The 18,733-nt window shown below is 68.6% G+C and carries 18 protein-coding genes; 10 read left to right on the top strand and 8 right to left on the bottom strand.

The window, feature by feature from the left end:
- Positions 1-7: 7 nt before the first annotated feature.
- The gene (locus ABD212_RS13610; protein WP_344095519.1) at positions 8-1,072 is read right to left on the bottom strand and encodes a LacI family DNA-binding transcriptional regulator; all 1,065 of its coding nucleotides are present in this window, start codon (positions 1,070-1,072) and stop codon (positions 8-10) included.
- Positions 1,073-1,311: 239 nt separating this feature from the next.
- Here ABD212_RS13610 and ABD212_RS13615 point away from each other — a divergent pair, with 239 nt between their 5' ends.
- The 3 genes from ABD212_RS13615 to ABD212_RS13625 all read left to right on the top strand — a co-directional run bounded on the left by ABD212_RS13615 (position 1,312) and on the right by ABD212_RS13625 (position 4,674).
- Complete coding sequence (locus tag ABD212_RS13615; protein ID WP_344095521.1) at positions 1,312-2,637, top strand: ABC transporter substrate-binding protein; 1,326 nt, start codon at positions 1,312-1,314, stop codon at positions 2,635-2,637.
- A 97-nt stretch (positions 2,638-2,734) separates the two neighbouring features.
- Positions 2,735-3,730 (top strand): carbohydrate ABC transporter permease, encoded by a 996-nt coding sequence (locus tag ABD212_RS13620; RefSeq protein ID WP_344095523.1) that lies wholly within the window; start codon positions 2,735-2,737, stop codon positions 3,728-3,730.
- Positions 3,727-4,674: a carbohydrate ABC transporter permease gene (locus tag ABD212_RS13625; protein WP_344095525.1), complete on the top strand. Its 948-nt coding sequence runs from the start codon at positions 3,727-3,729 to the stop codon at positions 4,672-4,674. The genes ABD212_RS13620 and ABD212_RS13625 overlap by 4 nt, the downstream gene beginning before the upstream one ends.
- 68 nt (positions 4,675-4,742) lie before the next feature.
- On the opposite strand, the gene ABD212_RS13630 is transcribed toward ABD212_RS13625, so the two are convergent.
- The 3 genes from ABD212_RS13630 to ABD212_RS13640 all read right to left on the bottom strand — a co-directional run bounded on the left by ABD212_RS13630 (position 4,743) and on the right by ABD212_RS13640 (position 8,513).
- Positions 4,743-6,989, bottom strand: coding sequence for an alpha-galactosidase (locus ABD212_RS13630; protein WP_344095527.1), 2,247 nt, complete (start codon positions 6,987-6,989; stop codon positions 4,743-4,745).
- Positions 6,990-7,108: 119 nt separating this feature from the next.
- Positions 7,109-7,786, bottom strand: a complete 678-nt coding sequence (locus ABD212_RS13635) for a DUF305 domain-containing protein (RefSeq protein ID WP_344095529.1) — start codon at positions 7,784-7,786, stop codon at positions 7,109-7,111.
- Positions 7,787-7,793: 7 nt separating this feature from the next.
- Positions 7,794-8,513 (bottom strand): thioredoxin-like domain-containing protein, encoded by a 720-nt coding sequence (locus tag ABD212_RS13640; protein ID WP_344095531.1) that lies wholly within the window; start codon positions 8,511-8,513, stop codon positions 7,794-7,796.
- Between the two features lie 478 nt (positions 8,514-8,991).
- Between ABD212_RS13640 and ABD212_RS13645 the strand changes: the two genes are divergently transcribed.
- Positions 8,992-10,260, top strand: a complete 1,269-nt coding sequence (locus ABD212_RS13645; protein WP_425561274.1) for a multidrug effflux MFS transporter — start codon at positions 8,992-8,994, stop codon at positions 10,258-10,260.
- A 45-nt stretch (positions 10,261-10,305) separates the two neighbouring features.
- Here the strand turns inward: ABD212_RS13645 and ABD212_RS13650 are convergent, their stop codons facing one another.
- Positions 10,306-10,800 (bottom strand): nitroreductase family deazaflavin-dependent oxidoreductase, encoded by a 495-nt coding sequence (locus tag ABD212_RS13650; protein ID WP_344095533.1) that lies wholly within the window; start codon positions 10,798-10,800, stop codon positions 10,306-10,308.
- 67 nt (positions 10,801-10,867) lie between these two features.
- Positions 10,868-11,368: a nitroreductase family deazaflavin-dependent oxidoreductase gene (locus tag ABD212_RS13655; RefSeq protein ID WP_344095535.1), complete on the bottom strand. Its 501-nt coding sequence runs from the start codon at positions 11,366-11,368 to the stop codon at positions 10,868-10,870.
- A gap of 67 nt (positions 11,369-11,435) precedes the next feature.
- Here ABD212_RS13655 and ABD212_RS13660 point away from each other — a divergent pair, with 67 nt between their 5' ends.
- From ABD212_RS13660 to ABD212_RS13685, 6 genes are all read left to right on the top strand, one after another.
- Positions 11,436-12,107 (top strand): phosphatase PAP2 family protein, encoded by a 672-nt coding sequence (locus ABD212_RS13660; protein WP_344095537.1) that lies wholly within the window; start codon positions 11,436-11,438, stop codon positions 12,105-12,107.
- Positions 12,108-12,111: 4 nt separating this feature from the next.
- On the top strand, positions 12,112-14,052 hold the full coding sequence (locus ABD212_RS13665; RefSeq protein ID WP_344095539.1) for a helicase HerA-like domain-containing protein: 1,941 nt from the start codon (positions 12,112-12,114) through the stop codon (positions 14,050-14,052).
- A gap of 131 nt (positions 14,053-14,183) precedes the next feature.
- Positions 14,184-14,630 (top strand): DUF305 domain-containing protein, encoded by a 447-nt coding sequence (locus ABD212_RS13670; protein WP_344095541.1) that lies wholly within the window; start codon positions 14,184-14,186, stop codon positions 14,628-14,630.
- Between the two features lie 9 nt (positions 14,631-14,639).
- A complete protein-coding gene (locus ABD212_RS13675; RefSeq protein ID WP_344095543.1) occupies positions 14,640-17,129 on the top strand; it encodes an FdhF/YdeP family oxidoreductase in 2,490 nt (829 codons plus the stop codon).
- Positions 17,130-17,133: 4 nt separating this feature from the next.
- Positions 17,134-17,619, top strand: coding sequence for a MogA/MoaB family molybdenum cofactor biosynthesis protein (locus ABD212_RS13680; RefSeq protein ID WP_344095545.1), 486 nt, complete (start codon positions 17,134-17,136; stop codon positions 17,617-17,619).
- A complete protein-coding gene (locus tag ABD212_RS13685; protein WP_344095547.1) occupies positions 17,616-18,044 on the top strand; it encodes a molybdenum cofactor biosynthesis protein MoaE in 429 nt (142 codons plus the stop codon). The genes ABD212_RS13680 and ABD212_RS13685 overlap by 4 nt, the downstream gene beginning before the upstream one ends.
- A gap of 183 nt (positions 18,045-18,227) precedes the next feature.
- Here the strand turns inward: ABD212_RS13685 and ABD212_RS13690 are convergent, their stop codons facing one another.
- On the bottom strand, positions 18,228-18,461 hold the full coding sequence (locus tag ABD212_RS13690) for a MoaD/ThiS family protein (RefSeq protein WP_344095549.1): 234 nt from the start codon (positions 18,459-18,461) through the stop codon (positions 18,228-18,230).
- Positions 18,461-18,730 (bottom strand): DUF6457 domain-containing protein, encoded by a 270-nt coding sequence (locus ABD212_RS13695; RefSeq protein WP_344095551.1) that lies wholly within the window; start codon positions 18,728-18,730, stop codon positions 18,461-18,463. Before ABD212_RS13695 ends, ABD212_RS13690 begins: the two co-directional genes overlap by 1 nt.
- Between the last annotated feature and the right edge of the window lie 3 nt (positions 18,731-18,733).

Genomic DNA, 18,733 nt, shown 5'->3' on the forward strand with positions numbered 1-18,733 from the left:
TCCGTTCTCAGCGGGGCTGCCGCGCTGCCCCGACGCTGTCGCGGCCGTCGACGGCGACGGCGGACTGCCGCGGATCGAGCGCCGTCGTGGAATTGCGCACGACGAGCTTCGCCTTCATCCGCACCACCGACTTGGGCCGGTCAGGGTCGGTGAGATGGGCGAGCAGCAGTTCCACCGCGACGCGTCCCTGCTCTCGAGGGATCTGCTGGAGCGTGGTCAGCGAGAACATGTCCGCGAACTCGTGATCGTCGATGCCGATGACGCTGAGGTCGCTCGGCACCTGCACTCCGAGCCGACGCGCTGCGATGATCGCGCCGATCGCGACCTCGTCGCAGGTCGCGACGATGGCTGTCGGTCTGCTCCGGGTGTCTGCGAGAACGTCCACCGCCGACGCGTATCCGCCCGGCAGGGTCACATCCGAGGGGATGTGGGTGGTGAAGTCGGCGAGTCCGGCATCCGACATCGCAGTTCGGTAGCCTTCGAGCCGGCGACGGTCAACCTGTGCCCAGTGGCGGTCGGGTTGACCGCCGATGAACGCGATCCGGCGGTGTCCCAGCGCGACGAGATGCTCGGTCGCGCGGCGGGCCGCATAGTCGTCGTCGATGGCGACGACAGTCGTCGAGTCGGTCGGGCCGACGACGTTGACGACGGGGCGACCGAGCGACACGAGGCGGCCGACCTCGTCGTCGTCCGGCTCGAGTCCGACGGCGATGAGACCGTCGAACCGCTTCCGGGCGAGGAAGTCCTCGAAGATGCGCGCGCGCCCGTCCGTTCCCGGCTTCGCATCGTAGAGAGTGAGGTCGAGGCCGCGCTCGAGGAGCGACTCCTGGATGCCTTCGAGCACCTCGGCGAAGAACCACCGGTTGAGGTAGGGCATGACGACGCCGATGTTCTGCGTCCGCCCGGTGGCGAGGCTGACGGCGCTGGTCGACGGCACATAGCCGATCTCGGCTGCGGCTTCTTCGACGCGACGGCGCGTGTCATCCGAGACGTACCCGGTGCCGCCGAGGGCCCGGCTCGCCGTCGACTTCGACACGCCCGCCAGGCGGGCGACCTCAGCGATCCCGCTCACTGATGAGCCAACCTCTCCGCGATCGTTCTTCGCGCCCCCAGTTCACCATACTGAGCAAGGCGTGAAAAGTGGGAACGGTTCCAGACCTCGAGTTGATAACGATTTCGCGTCATTCCGGGGTTTCTTAGAACGCGAAATCCGACCTGTTGTGAAAACTCTGCCCATCCCCTACCGTGTGTGGAAACGGTTCCCTACGTGGAACCAGCACGTCATGGGACTGACTCGAGGAGGAGAATCACATGGGCATGTCACAGCAGCGACGGCTCTTGGCGCCATTGGTGGCGCTGGGAGTCGTCGGCCTCGCCGTTGCCGGCTGTTCGGGTGGCGGCGGAGGCACCAACGCCAGTGGCGATAAGAAGGTCACCATCATGGGCGCGTTCACCGGTGACCAGGCCAAAGCCTTCCAGGACGAGCTCAACGCCTGGGGAAAGACTTCAGGGATCACGGCAACGTACGACGGCAACTCGGACTTCCAGACAGCGGTAGTCGCGCGCGTGACGGCAGGCAATCCCCCCGACGTCGCCATCTATCCGCAGCCCGGCGTTCTGAAGAGCCAGACCCAGAGTCTTTATCCCCTCGAAGATCTCGGTGTCGATGTCTCGGGGATCACTTCAGACGAGGCGAACGGTCTCGCGACGATCGCGCAGGTCGACGGCAAGACCTATGGTCTGCCGTATTCGATCAACGTGAAGTCCCTCGTCTGGTACAACCCGGCGGCGTTCACGGCAGCAGGGCTGACCGTTCCGACCACAGACGCCGAGCTGACGGCGCTGGAGCAGAAGATCATCAGTGGCAATCTCGGATATCCGTGGTGCGCGGGAATCGAAGACGGCGCCGCGACCGGATGGACGGCGACCGACTGGCTCGAGGAGTACGTGCTGCGCTATGGCGGCCTCGACGGGTACAACTCGTGGATTGCCGGTACCACGAAGTTCGACAGCGACCTCGTGAAGAAGGCGGGAACCAAGGTCGACGACCAGCTCCTCAAGCAGGGACAGGTCAACGGCGGCGGCGCGGCGATTGCGACGACATCGTTCAAGACCGCCGGCAACCAGCTCTGGGCGACCGGCAAGGACAAGGGTCAGTGTTTCATGATGCGCCAGGGTTCGTTCATCGCGGACTTCTTCCCCGACGACATCAAGTCGCAGATCTCGTCCGGCGACCTGTCGAAGGTCAACTTCTTCCAGCTCCCCTCGCCTGAGGGGACGGATGTCGCGATGCTCGGTGGTGGCGACCTCGTCGGCGCGTTCAGCAAGGACGACGCGACGAAGCAGGTCGTGCAGTACATCACGAGCAAGGACTTCGGCACGAACGGCTACGCGAGCCAGGCCATCTTCCTGTCGCCGCACACCGACTTCGACAAGACGAAGTACTCGAGCGACTTCCAGAAGAACGCGGCTCAGTTCCTCGCGAACTCGAAGCTGTTCGGGTTCGACGCGTCGGACCAGATGCCCGGTGAAGTCGGCGCGGGCACGGAGTGGACGCAGCTGACCAACTGGTTCGCAGGTCAGTCCTCGATGCAGGACGCCTTCAAGGCGATAGACGCCTCGTGGCCCAGCAAGTGACCTGCTGAGCTGCACCCGGCCAGGGTGACGCCGGCGCCACCGGCATCCGCGTCACCCTGGCCCTCACCCAACCTCACAACGACGTCAGGCGGTTTCGATGGCAATCTTCAGTGCAATCATCTCCGTGGTCCTCGGACTCGGGGTCTCGTTCCTGATCTTCTGGGGTCTGAACTGGATCGTCGAGCGAACTCATGACAGGTGGAAGGCGCGGCTGCTGCCGTACGTCTTCCTCATCCCCGTCATCCTGCTCGTGGGCATCTTCCTGCTGTATCCGGCGATCCGCACGTTCGTCGAGAGCTTCATGGAGGCGAGCAAGCGTCGGGGCGAGGGGTCCACGTTCGTCGGCTTCCAGAACTACGTCGAGCTCTTCACGACGCCCAGCTTCCTGGGCGTCCTGCTCAACAACCTGCTGTGGGTCCTCGTGGTGCCGGCAGCAACGGTGGTCATCGGGCTGCTCGTCGCCGTCCTCACGGATCGGCTCGGCAAGCGACGCGAGACGACCTTCAAGGCGATGATCTTCGTGCCGCTCGCGATCAGCGGTGTCGCCGCGGCCGTCACGTGGCGTTTCATCTACTTCTACGCTCCACCCGGCAATCCGCAGATCTATCTGCTCAACGCGATCTGGACCGGGATAACGGGCAATGCTCCGGTTCCGTGGCTCACGCTCGACGCGGGACGCCTCAACAGCTTCCTGATCATGTTCATCGGGATCTGGCTGCAGGTCGGCTTCGCCATGGTGCTGCTCTCCGCGGCGATCAAGGGCGTTCCTGAAGAGACGATCGAAGCCGCGCGGCTCGATGGGGCGAGCGAACGCCGGACGTTCTTCCTCGTGATCGTCCCGCAGATCCGCGGCACGATCATCGCGGTGCTCGTCACGGTCGTCATCTTCGTCATGAAGATCTTCGACATCATCTACGCCATGACGGGTGGCCAGTACAACACGAGTGTCCTGGCAGTCGAGTTCTACTCCCAGCTGTTCAGCTTCCAGAATCCAGGGAAAGCCGCAGCTGTCGTCATCGTGCTCATGATCGCGATCGTCCCGCTCGTGGTCTACCAGATCCGCAGCTACAAGAGGCAGGAGGAACTCCGATGACTGCCATGCCGACACCGCTCGTCGACCAGAACGGCAACAGGGAGGTCGTGGACGTCGAGAAGAAGTCCCGGCGAAAGCTCCGGACCGGCGACACGCCCAAGCCTCGCGTGGGGCTGACCATCCTCATGGGGATCATCTCGGTCCTGTGGCTGTTCCCGCTCCTCGGCCTTCTTATCACGAGCTTCCGGCCCAAGTCGGATGTCGATGCCACCGGCTGGTGGACGGTCTTCACGAACCCGTTCCAGCAGAACTGGACGACGGAAGCGTTCACGACCGCGTGGACCTCACTGAACGTCGGAACGACCTTCTGGAACTCTCTGGCCGTGACGATTCCCGCGACGGTGCTGCCGATCATGGTGGCGGCGATGGCGGCGTACGCGTTCACCTTCTTCCAGTTCAAGGGCAAGGAGGTCTACTTCGCGATCGTCCTCGGATTGATGGTCGTGCCGATCCAGCTGGCCATCATCCCGATCCTGCAGCTGTTCGTGGTGTTCGGGCAGGCGACCGGAATCCAGATCATCGGTCAGTACCCGGCGGCCTGGATAGTGCACGCGACATTCGCGCTGCCACTGGCCATCTACATCCTGCGCAACTACATGCAGACGCTGCCGAACTCGCTGATCGAAGCGGCCCGCGTCGACGGCGCGACCCACTTCCAGATCTTCTGGCGGCTCGTCGTGCCGATGTCGGTGCCGGCGCTGGCGTCGTTCGCGATCTTCCAGTTCCTGTGGGTATGGAACGACTTCCTCGTGGCGTACATCTTCATCCAGAGCGGACCTAACCAGGTCATGACCCAGGGGCTCTATACTCTGCTCGGCCAGTACGGCCAAGGATGGCAGAACGTGGCGGCCGGTTCATTCCTCACGCTCGTCGTGCCTCTGGTGATCTTCTTCGCCCTGCAGCGGTTCTTCGTCCGAGGGCTGACAGCAGGTTCGGTCAAGTAGGAACGATCGACTCCCCGGGAGAGCGGCCGTCGGGGGCGCCGCTCTCCCGGGATCCGCTCGTCCTCGCCTCAACTCTCGGCCACCAGCCGGTAGACGAGGGCCTGGTCGGGATGCACGCGCGGAGATGCGACTCCGCTCGTCTGCAGCAGATCGCCGCGGAATCGCCCGCCCTCATACTCCACGTCGTTTCGCGGGCGGCGATGCCAGTAGTGATCATCCCCGAGCGAGGCGGCATCGCTCGGCGGTCCCCACCACTCGGGCGGTTCGAGCCCGGAGGGGAGCGGCCCGATCAGCACTGGCGCGATCCGGTACGTCACGGCGGGATCGAGCCCCCGCAGCTTCAGCCGCGCCGCCGGCTCGGGATGCGTGGTGTCGAGCACGGCCGCGGCGAAGATCGCCTGTGACCGATCAGGCGACACCACGCCGTGGACCAGGATCCGCGGGTCCGCGCCATCCATGCGGATGACGTCGCCGCCCAGCAGCAGTGCGCGGTTCTCCTTGTGGAACCGGATCCAGCGCGCCAGCCGATCGAGATCGGACTCGCTCGCCTTGCCGAGGTCCCACTCGATCCCGAGATGGCCGAAGATCGCGGCGATCGCGCGGAACGACAGGTCCATCCGCCGCCCGGTGGTGTGCGACCGGTCGGAGGCGATGTGGGCGCCCAGGAACTCGGGGGCCACGAGCTGGGCGGTCCAGCGCATCATCGACTGCCGGTCGTGCGGATCGTTGTTGTCGGACACCCACACCCGGTCCGTGAACTCGAGCACGCCGAGATCGACGCGTCCGCCACCGGAGGAGCATGACTCGATCTCGAGGTGCGGGTGCGCCTCCCGCAGTTCGCGCAGCAGCCGGTAGAACGCCAGCGTCTGGTCATGCACGACCGGTCTGCCATCGCGGGTTCGATCGCCCGCCTCGGTGAGATCGCGGTTGTGGTCCCACTTGATGTAGTCGATCCGGTACTCGCCGAGAAGCGCCAGAATCTGTCCTCTGACGTGCGCGTAGGCGCCGGGATTCGCGAGGTTCAGCACCTGCTGGAATCGCGACTCGACGGGCAGGTCTTCGCGCGCCGCCATGATCCATTCCGGATGCCGTCTCGCGAGGTCGCTGTCGAGGTTGATCATCTCAGGCTCGAACCAGAGGCCGAACTGCATGCCCAGCTCGTGGACGCGGTCGACGAGCGGGTGCAGGCCGTCGGGCCACACGTCTGCTGACACCACCCAGTCGCCGAGACCGGCTCGGTCGCTTCGCCGTCCGCCGAACCATCCGTCATCCAGGACGAAGCGCTCGACCCCGATCTTCGCCGCCCGCTCTGCCAGGGCCACGAGCTCGTCGGCGTCGTGCCGGAAGTACACGGCTTCCCAGACGTTGAGGGTCACCGGGCGGTCGGTGCCCGGGGCGTCCGGCCGAGCGCGCAGGTGCGCGTGGAACCGATGGGCGACGGCGTCGAGGCCTTCTCCGTGCGAACCGTACACCCAGGGTGTCTCGTACGTGTCGCCCCGCCAGAGGGTGATCTCACCGGGAAGCAGCACCTCTCCGCCGCCGATGAGCTGCTCGCCCGTGTAGACCCGCTCGGCGTAGTGCCGGTGGTTGCCGCTCCAGGCGGTGTGCACGGCCCAGGCCCGGCCGCTCGCGAAGCCGAAGCCCGGCTCGCCCAGGTGCAGGACGAAGGCGCTGTCGGCCCCCGTCCGGCCGCGGCGGTTCTCGCGAAGGTGGACCCCGGCACGCATCGGACCGCGCTGCGGAATGCGTTCTAAGTTGTGCTGGCCCGTGAAGTCGAGCAGCTCGCCCGCCTCGGCGGGAACCGGGAAGCACAGGCTGACGTCGTCGACCGCGTAGGGGCGATCGCTCGTGTTGGTGAGCGCGGCACGGGCCCGGATCAGCCCGCTCGGCAGCAGTGCGAGGTCGAGTCGCAGCGCCAGCCATCCGCGATCGTCCACGGCATGGAATGTCGCCGCCGCCGCCCCCGCGTTCACGACGCCGTCGACCGGCTCCGCATCGAGCTCGATGCCGGTCGTCGTGAATCGAGGCGACCAGCCCGCCCCGTCGAACGAGCCGGCGATTCCGGGACGGCCGGTCCAGCCGGTGTGGTGTTCAGGCAGCACCGCGACCCGCGGGGGCGCTGAGACGTTGTTCGACCCGACCACCGGTACGACGGCGTCGCACAGTGCGTTCAGCTGAGCGTCATCGATCGCATCCAGCTGCGACCCCCAGTGCACGATCGCGGGCAGTCGTCCATCGCGTGCGTCCACGATGAGGGAAACCCCGGCGTGCGCGAGATGCAGGACCGCGCTCGGAGCGGGAAGGGCAGGAGTCATGGGGTGCAATGCCTCTCGGGGCTGGCCCGGCGCGACGGTCGCGCGCGTCAGCGAATCGCTTCCATTCTCATGCCCGGCGGGGTGCGGAACCTAGCGGCGCCTATGACGGAGCGGACTGGTCACCCGCTGCACGACAGCCGGGTCTGCATGCTCTTCATCGCGTCTATCTCGGCGGTCTGTCCCGCCTTCATGCTCTGAGCGACCTGGAGCACGCGCGGGTTGGTTCCGAGCTCGATGACGGCGTCCGCCATCGGGATCGCGCCTTCATGGTGACGGATCATGAGGCTCAGGAACATGCAGTCGGCTTCCTTGCCGGTCGCCGCTTCGAGCGCCTGGATCTCGGCATCCGTCGCCATTCCCATGGCTTCGCGGGCCTGCGCGTCGGTGAGCGGCGCTGCGGCGGATCCGCCGTGGGCGCCGTGCCCGGCATCCGGCTGCGTCATCCAGGCCATCATCGGCGCGCCCGCCTGCGGCAGACCCCATTGCACGAGCCAGTCGAACATCTCACCGCGCTGGCCTGCCTGCCCGGTGGCGATGTCATACGCCAGCACCCGCAGGTCAGGGTCGTCCGTCTTGCGGTAGATCTCCATCGCCAGCTGGATCGCCTGTGCGTGGTGCACCTGCATGTCGCGCGCGAACCCCGCTTCGGCGGAGTCGGTTGTCGGGGCCGACGACACAGCCGTCGCACCGAACGTCGAGAACCGGCCGATCGCGAACGCGAGCGCCGCGACCAGGAGGACGCCGAGCGCGATCACGAGCCAGCGCCGCGCGCCTGCGCCCGTGGTCGTCTCGCTCACGGTCGACCTAGCTCTGCTTGCCGGGGGCGTCGACGCCCCCGGTGCACGCCGCGGTCGGCTCCGGCGCGTTCTGGCTGCGCCAGTACTCCTCGATGAACTGCGGGATGCGCTCGTCGTCCGCGGAATCCAGCTTCAGCTGGTGGTTCCAGGCGCTCAGGACGATCGGCGAGTCCAGACCCTCGTAAGGCGAGAGGACAAGGTAGGTCGAGGGAAGCAGGGTCTTGAGCTTCGCGAGCTCGCCGCCCTTGACCTTGCCGGCGTCGTAGGTCACCCAGATCGCGCCGTGCTCGAGGGCGTGGACGGCGTTCTCGTTCGGGACGGGCTGGTCGTAGATCCCGCAGTTCAGCCAGACCGGGTTGTGCGGGCCGCCGGCGGGCGGATTCTGCGGGTAATCGACGTGACCGTCGACGTGCTTCGTGACGTTCTCGAAGGTCTGCACGCCCTTGATGTCGGCGCCCGCGCTGCCCGGGGTGTAGGTCGGCGCCGCGGCGGGCGCGAACACGATCGACGCGACGATGACGGCGATCACGGCGATCGCGGCCGCGGAGCCGACAACCCACCAGACCAGCCTGCTGCGTCGTCGGCGAGCGAGCTGCTTCTGGTATTCGGCGAGCTTCTCCTGCCGCTTCTGCTCGCGCTGCTGCTTCACCGTCAAGGCGATCTGCGCCTGGGTGGCCGGATTGCCGCTGGTGCGTTTGACTTCGGGGCGCGGGGGTGTCGGGGTCATTGGCTAGATCTCGGCTCGGGGCGCCTGGCGAATGGCTGGGCAGCGATGCGGGCTGGCAACGGAAGTACCCCAATCCTATGCGAGCGCATGGGAGGGGGTCTGGGAAGGCGCCGACAGAACGCGGAGTGATCGCCGGATGCCGCCACCACCGTACTGAGTAGTCGCCGGGCATCGGCTATCATGGAAGTCCCCGAATCGATTCGATGAATCGTTCGAACGATCCCCTCCCTGCGCCCGAGCCGGTTTCCCCGGCGCCTTCGCCCGCTGCCTCGCCGCCGAAACGGAAGACTCCGTGCTCGATACCGATACTGTTCCCGTCGTCCCCAAGGCCTCCCGCCGCCGTGCCCGCTCGCGTCTGACGGCAGCCCCTTCGCCGGCCACCGTGACTTCGCCGTCGACGACGGCTCGTGGGGGGGCCACCGATGTCACGGCGACCGGGGCGATCCACACGATCGCCGGCACGCCCGCGACGGGGGCCATCCGCACCCTCGGACCGAACCCGGCCACCGCGCCGATCGTGCTGCACCCCGGCGATTCGATCTCCAACGGCCGCCGGATCGTCTACATCATCCTGCTCGGTGCGCTCACGGCGCTCGGTCCGTTCACGGTCGACCTGTATCTGCCGGCGTTCCCGGTCCTCGAGGCGGACTTCCAGACCACCGCCACCATGATCCAGCTGACGCTCACCGGGACGATGCTCGGGTTCGGACTCGGACAGCTCATCGTGGGTCCGCTGAGCGACAAGGTCGGGCGTCGCATCCCTCTGCTCGCGGTCACCGCCCTCCATGTGGTGGCGAGCATCGCTGCCGCGCTGGCACCGACGCTGATCGCGCTCGGCGCGGCACGTGTCCTCATGGGCATGGGCGCCGCTGCCGGGGGTGTGGTCGCCATGGCCATCGTCCGCGACCTGTTCGGCGGCCGGCGCCTCGTGATCATGCTGTCGCGGCTGGCCCTGGTATCGGGCGTCGCCCCGGTGGCAGCGCCGCTGATCGGCTCCGCACTGCTGATCGTCATGCCGTGGCGGGGGATCTTCGTCGTGCTCGCGGCGTACGGCGCGATCATGCTCGTGTGCGCGATCTTCCTGGTGCCCGAGACCCTTCCGAAAGCCCGTCGCAGCGGACGCAGCAGCACGACGGTGCTGGAACGCTACAAGAGCGTCCTGTCGGACCGGGTCTTCATCGGCGTGCTGATCATCGGCGCGATGACCTTCAGCGGGCTCTTCTCCTACTTGTCCAGCTCGTCGTTCCTGTTCCAGAGCACGTTCGGCTTCGACGCGCAGCAGTACGGTCTGCTGTTCGCCGTGAACTCGCTCGGCGTCGTGGTCGGCGTGCAGGCGGCATCCCGTCTCGCCGCGCGGTTCGGGCCGCAATGGGTCATGGCCTTCTCCACGGCGGTGCTCGTCGTCGCCTCGGCCTCCATCATCGTGCTCGACCAGCTCGGGGCAGGGCTCTGGGGGGTCATGGTCCCGCTGTTCCTGTTCATGGCGGCGTGCGGCTTCACGTTCCCCTGTGTGCAGGTGCTTGCTCTCGATCGGCATGGAAAGGCGGCGGGAACGGCCGCGTCGCTCGTCGGCGCGACCAACTTCGGCGTCGCGGGACTCATCTCGCCGATCGTGGGCTGGATCGCCCGCGACGCGGGCATCACTCCGACGACGATGGCGGTGGTGATGACCGGCTGCGCGATCATCGGCCTCATCTCGCTGTGGACCATTGTCCGGCCCCGCACGATCGGCCTTCTGAGCCCCTGACCCGGCGTCGGGGTTTGCTCACCGGGGCGCACTCGGGGGAGCGGCTCAGCCGATCCTGCGGACCGGTGTCAGCAGGAAGATCCGTGCGGTGCGCCCGGAGTCCCGCTCGTAGTCGCGGTAGTCGGGCCACTGCGCTTCCATCAGGGCCCACGTCGCGTCGCGCTCGCTGTCGGGCACAAGTGTCGCGCGAACGGCCATCCGGCGTCCGCGGACGGTGATCTCGGCATCCGGGTGGGCGAGCAGGTTGGCGGTCCAGGCCGGATGCCTCGCTCCTGCCCAGTTCGTGCCGGCGACGTATGCGCGTCCCTTGCCGTCGGCGGTGTACATGAGCGGCGCATCGCGCGGTTCGCCGGACTTGGCGCCGATCGTGTGCAGCATGAGCGACGGCACGATGATGGTCGTCAGCTGCACGCGACCCCCCGAGACGCGGTCGAGGAACCGCTCGACGGGCGGCAGCACGACCGGCGCGAGACGACGCCAGACACGGGTGCGGGTCAGGGGCGCGACGATCGCGCGGACGACGTCGATGGCACGGTTCATCCGCCCATCATGCCTCGCGCACCCGGTCGGACCGATTCTTCATCCCCAGGCCCACTGGCCCGCCGCGTCAGACCGTTGTCGCCTCGCGCAGCGGCTGCAGCCGGAACAGTCGCACCGTGCGCCCCGAGTCCCGCTCGTACCCGCGATACCCCGGCCACTGCGCCTCGATCCGCGCCCAGGCCGCGTCCCGCTCGTCGGCGGGCACCGGCAGCGCGCGCACCGGCATCCAGCGCCCGCGGACGGTGATCGCGGCATCCGGGTTCGCAAGCAGGTTCGCAGTCCACGCCGGATGCCGCTCCCCGGCGAAGTTCGTGCCGGCGACGATGGCGCGACCCTGGCCGTCGGGCGTGTACATGAGCGGGGCGTCACGCGGCTCGCCCGATTTCGCGCCGATCGTGTGCAGGATGAGCGAGGGGACGAGCAGGGCGCTCAGCTGGACGTGACCGCCGGTGAGGCGCGAGAGCACCGCCTCGATGGGCGGTAGCACCAGCGGTCCGATCCGGCGGAACAGGCGCGTGCGGGTGAGCGGCGCGATGAACGCGCGGACGGCATCCACGACACGGGTCATGCCGCCATCATGCCTCTCCGGGACGGCGCACCGCACGGATTGCGCGCCGGAGAGACACAATGGGGCGATGGAGTCTGCGCACGCGACGACGATCGGCGTCCCCACACGCGCCGGCCTCTTCATCGCCGGTGGACTCCTCATCGCGGCCTCCTGCGCGCTCGGCGTCTGGATCTTCTTCCGTGGCCCGGAGCCCTTCGCGATCGACATATGGTGGAACACGGTGCTCGCCGCGTGGATCTCGCCGTTCATGCTGGGCCTCTCGCAGGTCATGAACTTCCTCGGCGGCGGGTGGTTCGGCACGCTCGTGGTGCCTCTCGGCGGCGCGGTCGCGCTGATCCTGGTGAAGAGGCCGTGGTCGGCGGCATACTTCCTCACCGCCGAGGCCGTCTCCGCGGCGGGGGTGCAGATCCTCAAGCACCTGTTCGGCCGGGCGCGCCCCGAGGACATCATCGTGGTCTCGGACTTCGGGTCGTATCCCTCAGGGCACGTCGCCAATGCGACCACGATCGCGACGGCCTCGGTCCTGCTGTTTCCACGCCTCTGGGTCCTCCTGGTGGGCATCGCATGGGCGCTGCTGATGGCGCTCAGCCGCACGTACCTGCACGCGCACTGGCTGAGCGACACGCTCGGAGGCATGCTCATCGGGGCGGGTGCGGCGCTGGTGGTCGCAGGCTTCTTCGCGACGCTGATCGCTCGAGAGAGAACGGATGCCGCGCCCCCGCCGCCGTCGCTAGGCTGACCGGATGAGCGCGTCAGAGTCGACAGATCCCACCGTCGCGGCCGCAGAGGCCGAACTCGCCCGGCTCCGGGCCGAGGCGGATGCAGCGGAAGCCCAGTTGAAGGCCGCGCAGGCGAGGGCCGCGCTCGCCGCGGCCGAGGCGGAGGCGGCCAAGGCGAGGGCCGGCGCCCCGTCCGCCCCCGCCCCGGCTGGCGAGACGTCGACGCCTGCGACCGCGCCCGAGCTGAGCGTCTCCGGCCAGACCTCGACCACCGAAGCGTCGGGGCCCGCGGGAGCGCCCGCCCCGAGCGCCCCGGCGCAGGACCAATCAGGACCACTCACTGCGGAACAGATCGGAAGCATCGAAGCCGGATACACATTCGAAGGGCAAACCCTCGACCTCGGTGCGCTCCTCAACGGCGAACCGATCAGTGCTGCGCAGATCCGCATCCCGCTCGGCATGATGAACCGGCACGGACTCGTCGCGGGTGCCACGGGCACCGGGAAGACCCGCACGCTCCAGGGCCTCGCCGAGCAGCTGGCGGCGAAGGGCGTTCCGGTGTTCGCGGCCGACATCAAAGGCGACCTCTCCGGCGTCGCGACAGCGGGGGAGCCGAACGAGAAGCTGCTGGCCCGCACGCAGGCGATCGGGCAGGACTGGCAGCCGGCGGCATCCGTCACCGAGTACTTCGCGCTCGGGGGCATCGGCCGCGGCGTGCCGGTGCGCGCTACCGTGTCGGGCTTCGGCCCGCTGCTGCTCAGCAAGGTGCTGGGGCTGAACGCGACGCAGGAGTCCAGTCTCGGACTCGTCTTCCACTACGCCGACGCGAACGGGCTCGCGCTCGTCGATCTGTCGGATCTGCGCGCGGTGCTGACGTACCTCACCGGCGACGAGGGCAAGGCGGAGCTCAGGGATCTCGGCGGCCTCTCGGCGGCGACGGCGGGCGTGATCCTTCGCGAGCTCATCACCTTCGCCGACGACGGCGCCGACGTCTTCTTCGGCGAGCCGGAGTTCGATGTCCGCGACTTCCTCCGGACGGCGGGCGATGGCCGGGGCGTCATCAGCCTGCTCGAGGTGCCTGGAGTCATCGACAAACCGGCCCTGTTCTCCACCTTCCTCATGTACCTGCTCGCGGAGCTGTTCGAGATCCTCCCCGAGGTGGGCGACCTCGACACACCGAAGCTGGTGTTCTTCTTCGACGAGGCTCACCTGCTCTTCCGGGATGCGTCGAAGGACTTCCTGGCGGCGATCACGCAGACAGTGCGACTCATCCGCTCGAAGGGCGTGGGCGTGTTCTTCGTGACCCAGACGCCGAAGGACGTGCCCTCCGACGTGCTCGCCCAGCTCGGATCCCGGGTGCAGCATGCGCTGCGCGCCTTCACCCCTGACGACGCGAAGGCGCTGCGGGCAACCGTGGGCACGTACCCGAAGTCGGGCTACGACCTCGAGCGCGTGCTCCAGGAGCTCGGCACGGGCGAGGCGGTCGTCACTGTGATGAGCGAGAAGGGCGCTCCCACGCCGGTCGCGTGGACGAGGCTTCGCGCTCCGCAAGGCCTGATGTCGCCGACGCCCGAGCCGCAGATCGAGTCGGCGGTCAAGGCATCCCTGCTGCTCGCCAAGTACGGCACCGCGATCGACCGGGAGTCCGCGCGCGAGATCCTCGCCGCGAAGATGAACGCCGCCGACGCCGCACAGGCGGCCGCGGAGGCGGCGGCCGCGAAGGCGAAGGCCGATGCCGAGATCGCGAAGCAGCAGGCGGCGGCCGACAAGGCGAAGGCCGCCGAGGACAAGCGGGCCCAGCAGGAGTACGAGCGGCTCATGCGCAAGACCGCGGGCACGACCCGAACGACCCGCACGTCGCGCGCGTCGCAGAAGTCGCCGATCGAGCAGGTGCTGGGGTCGAGGACCACGCAGACTATCCTGAACGGCGTCATCCGGGGCATCTTCGGCAACGGGCGCCGCTGACGGCTCTGCCCGCCCACCTGCGGTCCGTCCCGGTCGGAAGGTTTGCTCGTGCGCAGTCGGGTCGCGGTCGTCGCGTCGTGATCGCGCTGTGTGCAACGGTCGCCGCGATCGCGCTGGCCGTGGCGGCGGTGATGAGCGCGTCGAGCTCCGCGGGCGCACCGACCCCGTCGGGCTCGGCCTCGACCGAACCTGTCACCGCGGATGACTTCTGCTACGTCGAGGCGATGATCTACTACCGCGTCGAGGCGGTCGACCTGGCCAAGGACGTGCTCGACAAGACGGGTGTGAGTCGAGAGACGCGGGCGTTCGCCCAGAAGCTCGTCGACGAGCAGTCGGCCGAGCTCGAAGCCCTGCGACCCTGGTACGTGTCGTGGACGGGTGCGCGGCCGCTCGAGCGTCCTGATGAGGGCCCGTGTGGTGCAGGCGTCGGCCCAGCGGGTTGTCGAACAGGCGAAGCGGGACGACGTCGAACTTCAGGCGCTCGTCGCCGCGCTCAGGTGAGTGGTCCGAGTGCGGCATCCGTCGAAACGGAACGACGGATGCCGTGGTCCGCGCCTCTGCGGTCTCAGGCGGATTAGCCTGAACTCATGGCGACGAAGCCCCCACGCACGGACATCGACGAGACACGCGTCCGCGTCACCCGACCCAAGAAGGTCGCGGTCGGCGTGCCCGCGGTGCTGCACGCGCTGCAGATCTCCAACGATCAGATGGGCGTGGAGCGCAGCATCCGGAGCCTGCTGCGGGTCAACCAGAAGGACGGGTTCGACTGCCCTGGCTGCGCGTGGCCGGAGGAGGACAAGCGTCACATCGCGGAGTTCTGCGAGAACGGCGCGAAGGCCGTCGCCGAGGAGGCGACGCTGCGCCGGGTCGGGCCGGACTTCTTCGCCGAGCACTCGCTCGCCGAACTCGGGGCCCACGATGACTGGTGGCTGGGCCAGCAGGGGCGCCTGACCCACCCGATGATCCTCGATGAGGGCGGCACCCACTATCGTCCGATCTCGTGGGATGACGCGCTGGGCGAGATCGCAAAGGCGCTGCGCGGCCTCGCCGACCCGAACGAGGCGATCTTCTACACGTCGGGACGCACATCGAACGAGGCGGCGTTCCTGTATCAGCTGCTCGTGCGCGGCTTCGGCACGAACAACCTGCCGGACTGCTCGAACATGTGCCACGAGTCCTCGGGTTCGGCGCTCACCGAGACGATCGGGATCGGCAAGGGCACCGTGTCGATCGGCGACATCCACGAGGCCGACCTCCTGATCGTGGCCGGGCAGAACCCGGGCACCAACCATCCGCGCATGCTGTCGGCGCTCGAGAAGGCGAAGCTGTCCGGCGCCACGATCATCGCCGTCAACCCCCTCCCAGAGGCCGGGCTGGTGCGGTTCGAGAATCCCCAGACCGTGAAGGGCGTCATCCTCGGCGGCACGAAGCTCGCGGACCAGTTCGTGCAGATCCGCCTCGGCGGCGACCAGGGCCTGTTCCAGGCGATTGGGAAGCACCTGCTCGAGTACGACGCGGAGCACGGCGGGGTCGTCGACCACGAGTTCGTCGACGCATACACGAGCGGGTTCACCGACTACCGGGACGCGATGGCGGCGACGCCATGGCGGGAGCTGGTGGCCGCCACCGGGCTGCCTGAGAAGACGCTGCGACGTGTCGGCGAGGCCGTGCGCGTCTCGAAGGCGACGATCGTGTGCTGGGCGATGGGCCTGACGCAGCACAAGCACTCCGTGGCGACACTGCGCGACATCGTGAACGTGCTGCTGCTGCAAGGGAACATCGGCCGCCCTGGCGCCGGGGTGTGTCCGGTGCGCGGGCATTCCAACGTGCAGGGCGACCGGACCATGGGCATCTACGAGAAGCCCTCCGAGAAGTTCCTCGACGCCCTCGACGACGAGTTCGAGTTCACAGCGCCGCGTGAGCACGGCCACGACACCGTCGCCGCGATCCGGGCGATGCGCGACGGCACCGCGCGGGTGTTCATGGGGATGGGCGGCAACTTCGTCTCGGCTACTCCCGACACCGTGGTCGTGGAAGCGGCGCTTCGCAGCACCGATCTCACCGTGCAGGTGTCGACGAAGCTCAATCGCTCGCACGTCGTCACCGGGCGGCGCGCCATCATCCTCCCCACGCTGGGCCGCACCGACCGCGACCGCCGTGGCAACGGCGAACAGCGCGTGACGGTCGAGGATTCGATGGGCGCCGTGCACGCCTCGCGCGGGCGCCTGGTGCCGCCGTCCGAGGAGCTGCTCAGCGAGGTGGCGATCGTCGCGCGGCTGTGCGCGCTGCTGTTCGGGACGGATGCCGGAAACGGGCCGGGCTCAGAGGTCGGGACCGACTCGGCGGTCCAGGTCGACCACGGCCAGCCCGAGCACGAGGAGATCCACCGGGACGCGCCGGCGGTGAAGGGCTCGGCGCCGGCCCGATCAGGCTCCGCATCCCCCGGGTCGGGCTCGAACGAGGCGGGGACGCGGAACGCCCCGCACGCCGACTGGGTCGCGCTCGAGCACGACTACGCGCTGATCCGCCAGCACATCGCCGCGGTGGTCCCGGGCTTCGAGGACTTCGAGGCATCCATCGACAAGGGCCGGACGCTGTTCCTGCCGAACGGCCCGCGCGACGAGCGGAGCTTCGCGACCGCCGACGGCAGGGCGCGGTTCACGGTGAATGCGCTCGAGTACCCGCGGATCCCGGGCGGTCGCCTGCTGCTGCAGACGCTGCGTTCGCACGATCAGTACAACACGACGATCTACGGCAAGGACGACCGGTATCGCGGCATCCATGGCGGCCGACGGGTCATCATGGTCAACCCGAAGGACATCCAGGTGCTGGGTTTCAGCGACGGCGAGATCGTCGACCTCGTGTCGGAGTGGGCGGGCGCGGACGGCGTCGTGCAGGAGCGTCGCGCCGAGTCCTTCCGGATCGTCGGCTATGCGACGCCTCGTGGCAACGCGGCCGCGTACTATCCCGAGACGAACGTGCTGGTGCCGCTCGATTCGGTCGCCGACGTCAGCGGCACGCCGACCTCGAAGTCCGTCGTCGTGCGGCTCGAGCGCCGTGATCCCTCTCTAGGCTGAGGCCATGCCCCCGCGCGCCGCCGTCATCACGGTCTCGGATCGTTCTGCGGCCGGCATCCGCGATGATCGCAGCGGTCCGGTCGCCGTCGCGGCGCTGCACGACGCCGGGTTCGGCTGCGACGACGCGGTCGTCGTGCCGGACGGCGCAGACAGCGTCGAACGGGCGCTGTCGGCGTTCATCGAAGCCGGCATGCAGCTCATCGTGACGACGGGTGGCACCGGGGTCGGCCCCCGCGACGCGACGCCCGAAGGAACCCTTCGGGTGCTGACGCGGCAGCTGCCGGGCATCGCCGAGGAGCTGCGGCGCCTCGGAGCCACGGAGAAGCCTGCGGGCATGCTGACGCGCGGGCTCGCCGGCGTCGTCGACCCGCAGGGGGTGCTGATCGTGAATCTTCCGGGCTCGCCCGGCGCAGTGGCATCCGGAATGCCCGTCGTCCTCTCTGTCGCCCGGCACATCCTCGCCCAGCTGCGCGGGGAAGATCACGCGTGAATGCCGTACGCCTCGCGGCGATCAGCTCCGAGCCGCTCGATCTGGACCTGCACCTCGCGGCCGTCGACGACGCGGCCGCCGGAGCGGTGACGACGTTCGTGGGAAGGGTGCGCGACCACGATCCGGATGCCGCGACCCCGGTCGTCGCGCTGGAGTACTCCGCGCATCCCGACGCCGAAGCGACGCTGCAGCGCATCGCGAAAGAGGCCATCGGCACGAGTGCGGCGATCGTCGCCGTGAGTCACCGGGTCGGCCGACTGGTTGTGGGAGACCTGGCCGTCATGATCGCGGTCGCGTCGCCGCACCGTGCCGAGGCGTTCGAGGTCTGCCGGGCGATCATCGAGGTGATCAAGACCGACCTGCCGGTCTGGAAGCGCCAGGTCGAGTCCGACGGCACCACGGCCTGGAAGGGCCTGGGCGGCTGACCCCATCGGCTCCCGTGCACAACGGCGGGTCTCGGGTGCACAAGGGCGGGGACAGCGCGCACAACGGCGGGAATCGTGCGGGACACGCCGATCCGGGATGCCGCCGCCCGGCGTGTCGCCGGACATCCCCGCCGCTGTGCTCGAGCGGCGGTGGCCGCGGCCCGGTCGCGGAACCCTGGGGGGTCAGCCGCCCGCGAACGGCGGCAGCACGTCCACCAGGTCGTCGGCGGCGAGCGCGGCCCCGTCCTCGACGCGGATGCCGGCGACCAGCACCGCGCAGCGGGGCAGGATCGGGTTCAGCCCGGGGTGCTCAGCGGCGATGGCCCGGCGCAGCGCGCCCAAAGTCGTCTCGGTCCGGCGCTCGCTGTCGAGTCCGGTCGCCTCCTGCGCGGCCGCGAAGTAGCGGACGACGGGCACTACGCCTCCCAGCTCTCGGCGAGCGCCGCGACCGCGGCGAGTGCTTCGCGCACGGCATCCGGATCCGTGCCGTTCCGCCCCGCCACGAGGCCGGCGACGAACGCGCCGAGGGGCGCGGCCGGCCGCGCAACCCCGTTCGCCACGACCTTCGTCAGATCCAGGACCGCGGCGACCGGCACATCCTGCGCGCCCAGTCCGAAGTGATCGCGCAGCGCCGCCGCCCAGTCGTCGAGGGCTTCGGGCGGCAGCGTACGGGATTCGTCGCTCATGGC

Source organism: Microbacterium deminutum (assembly GCF_039530205.1).
In the GTDB taxonomy this organism is placed as follows: domain Bacteria; phylum Actinomycetota; class Actinomycetes; order Actinomycetales; family Microbacteriaceae; genus Microbacterium; species Microbacterium deminutum.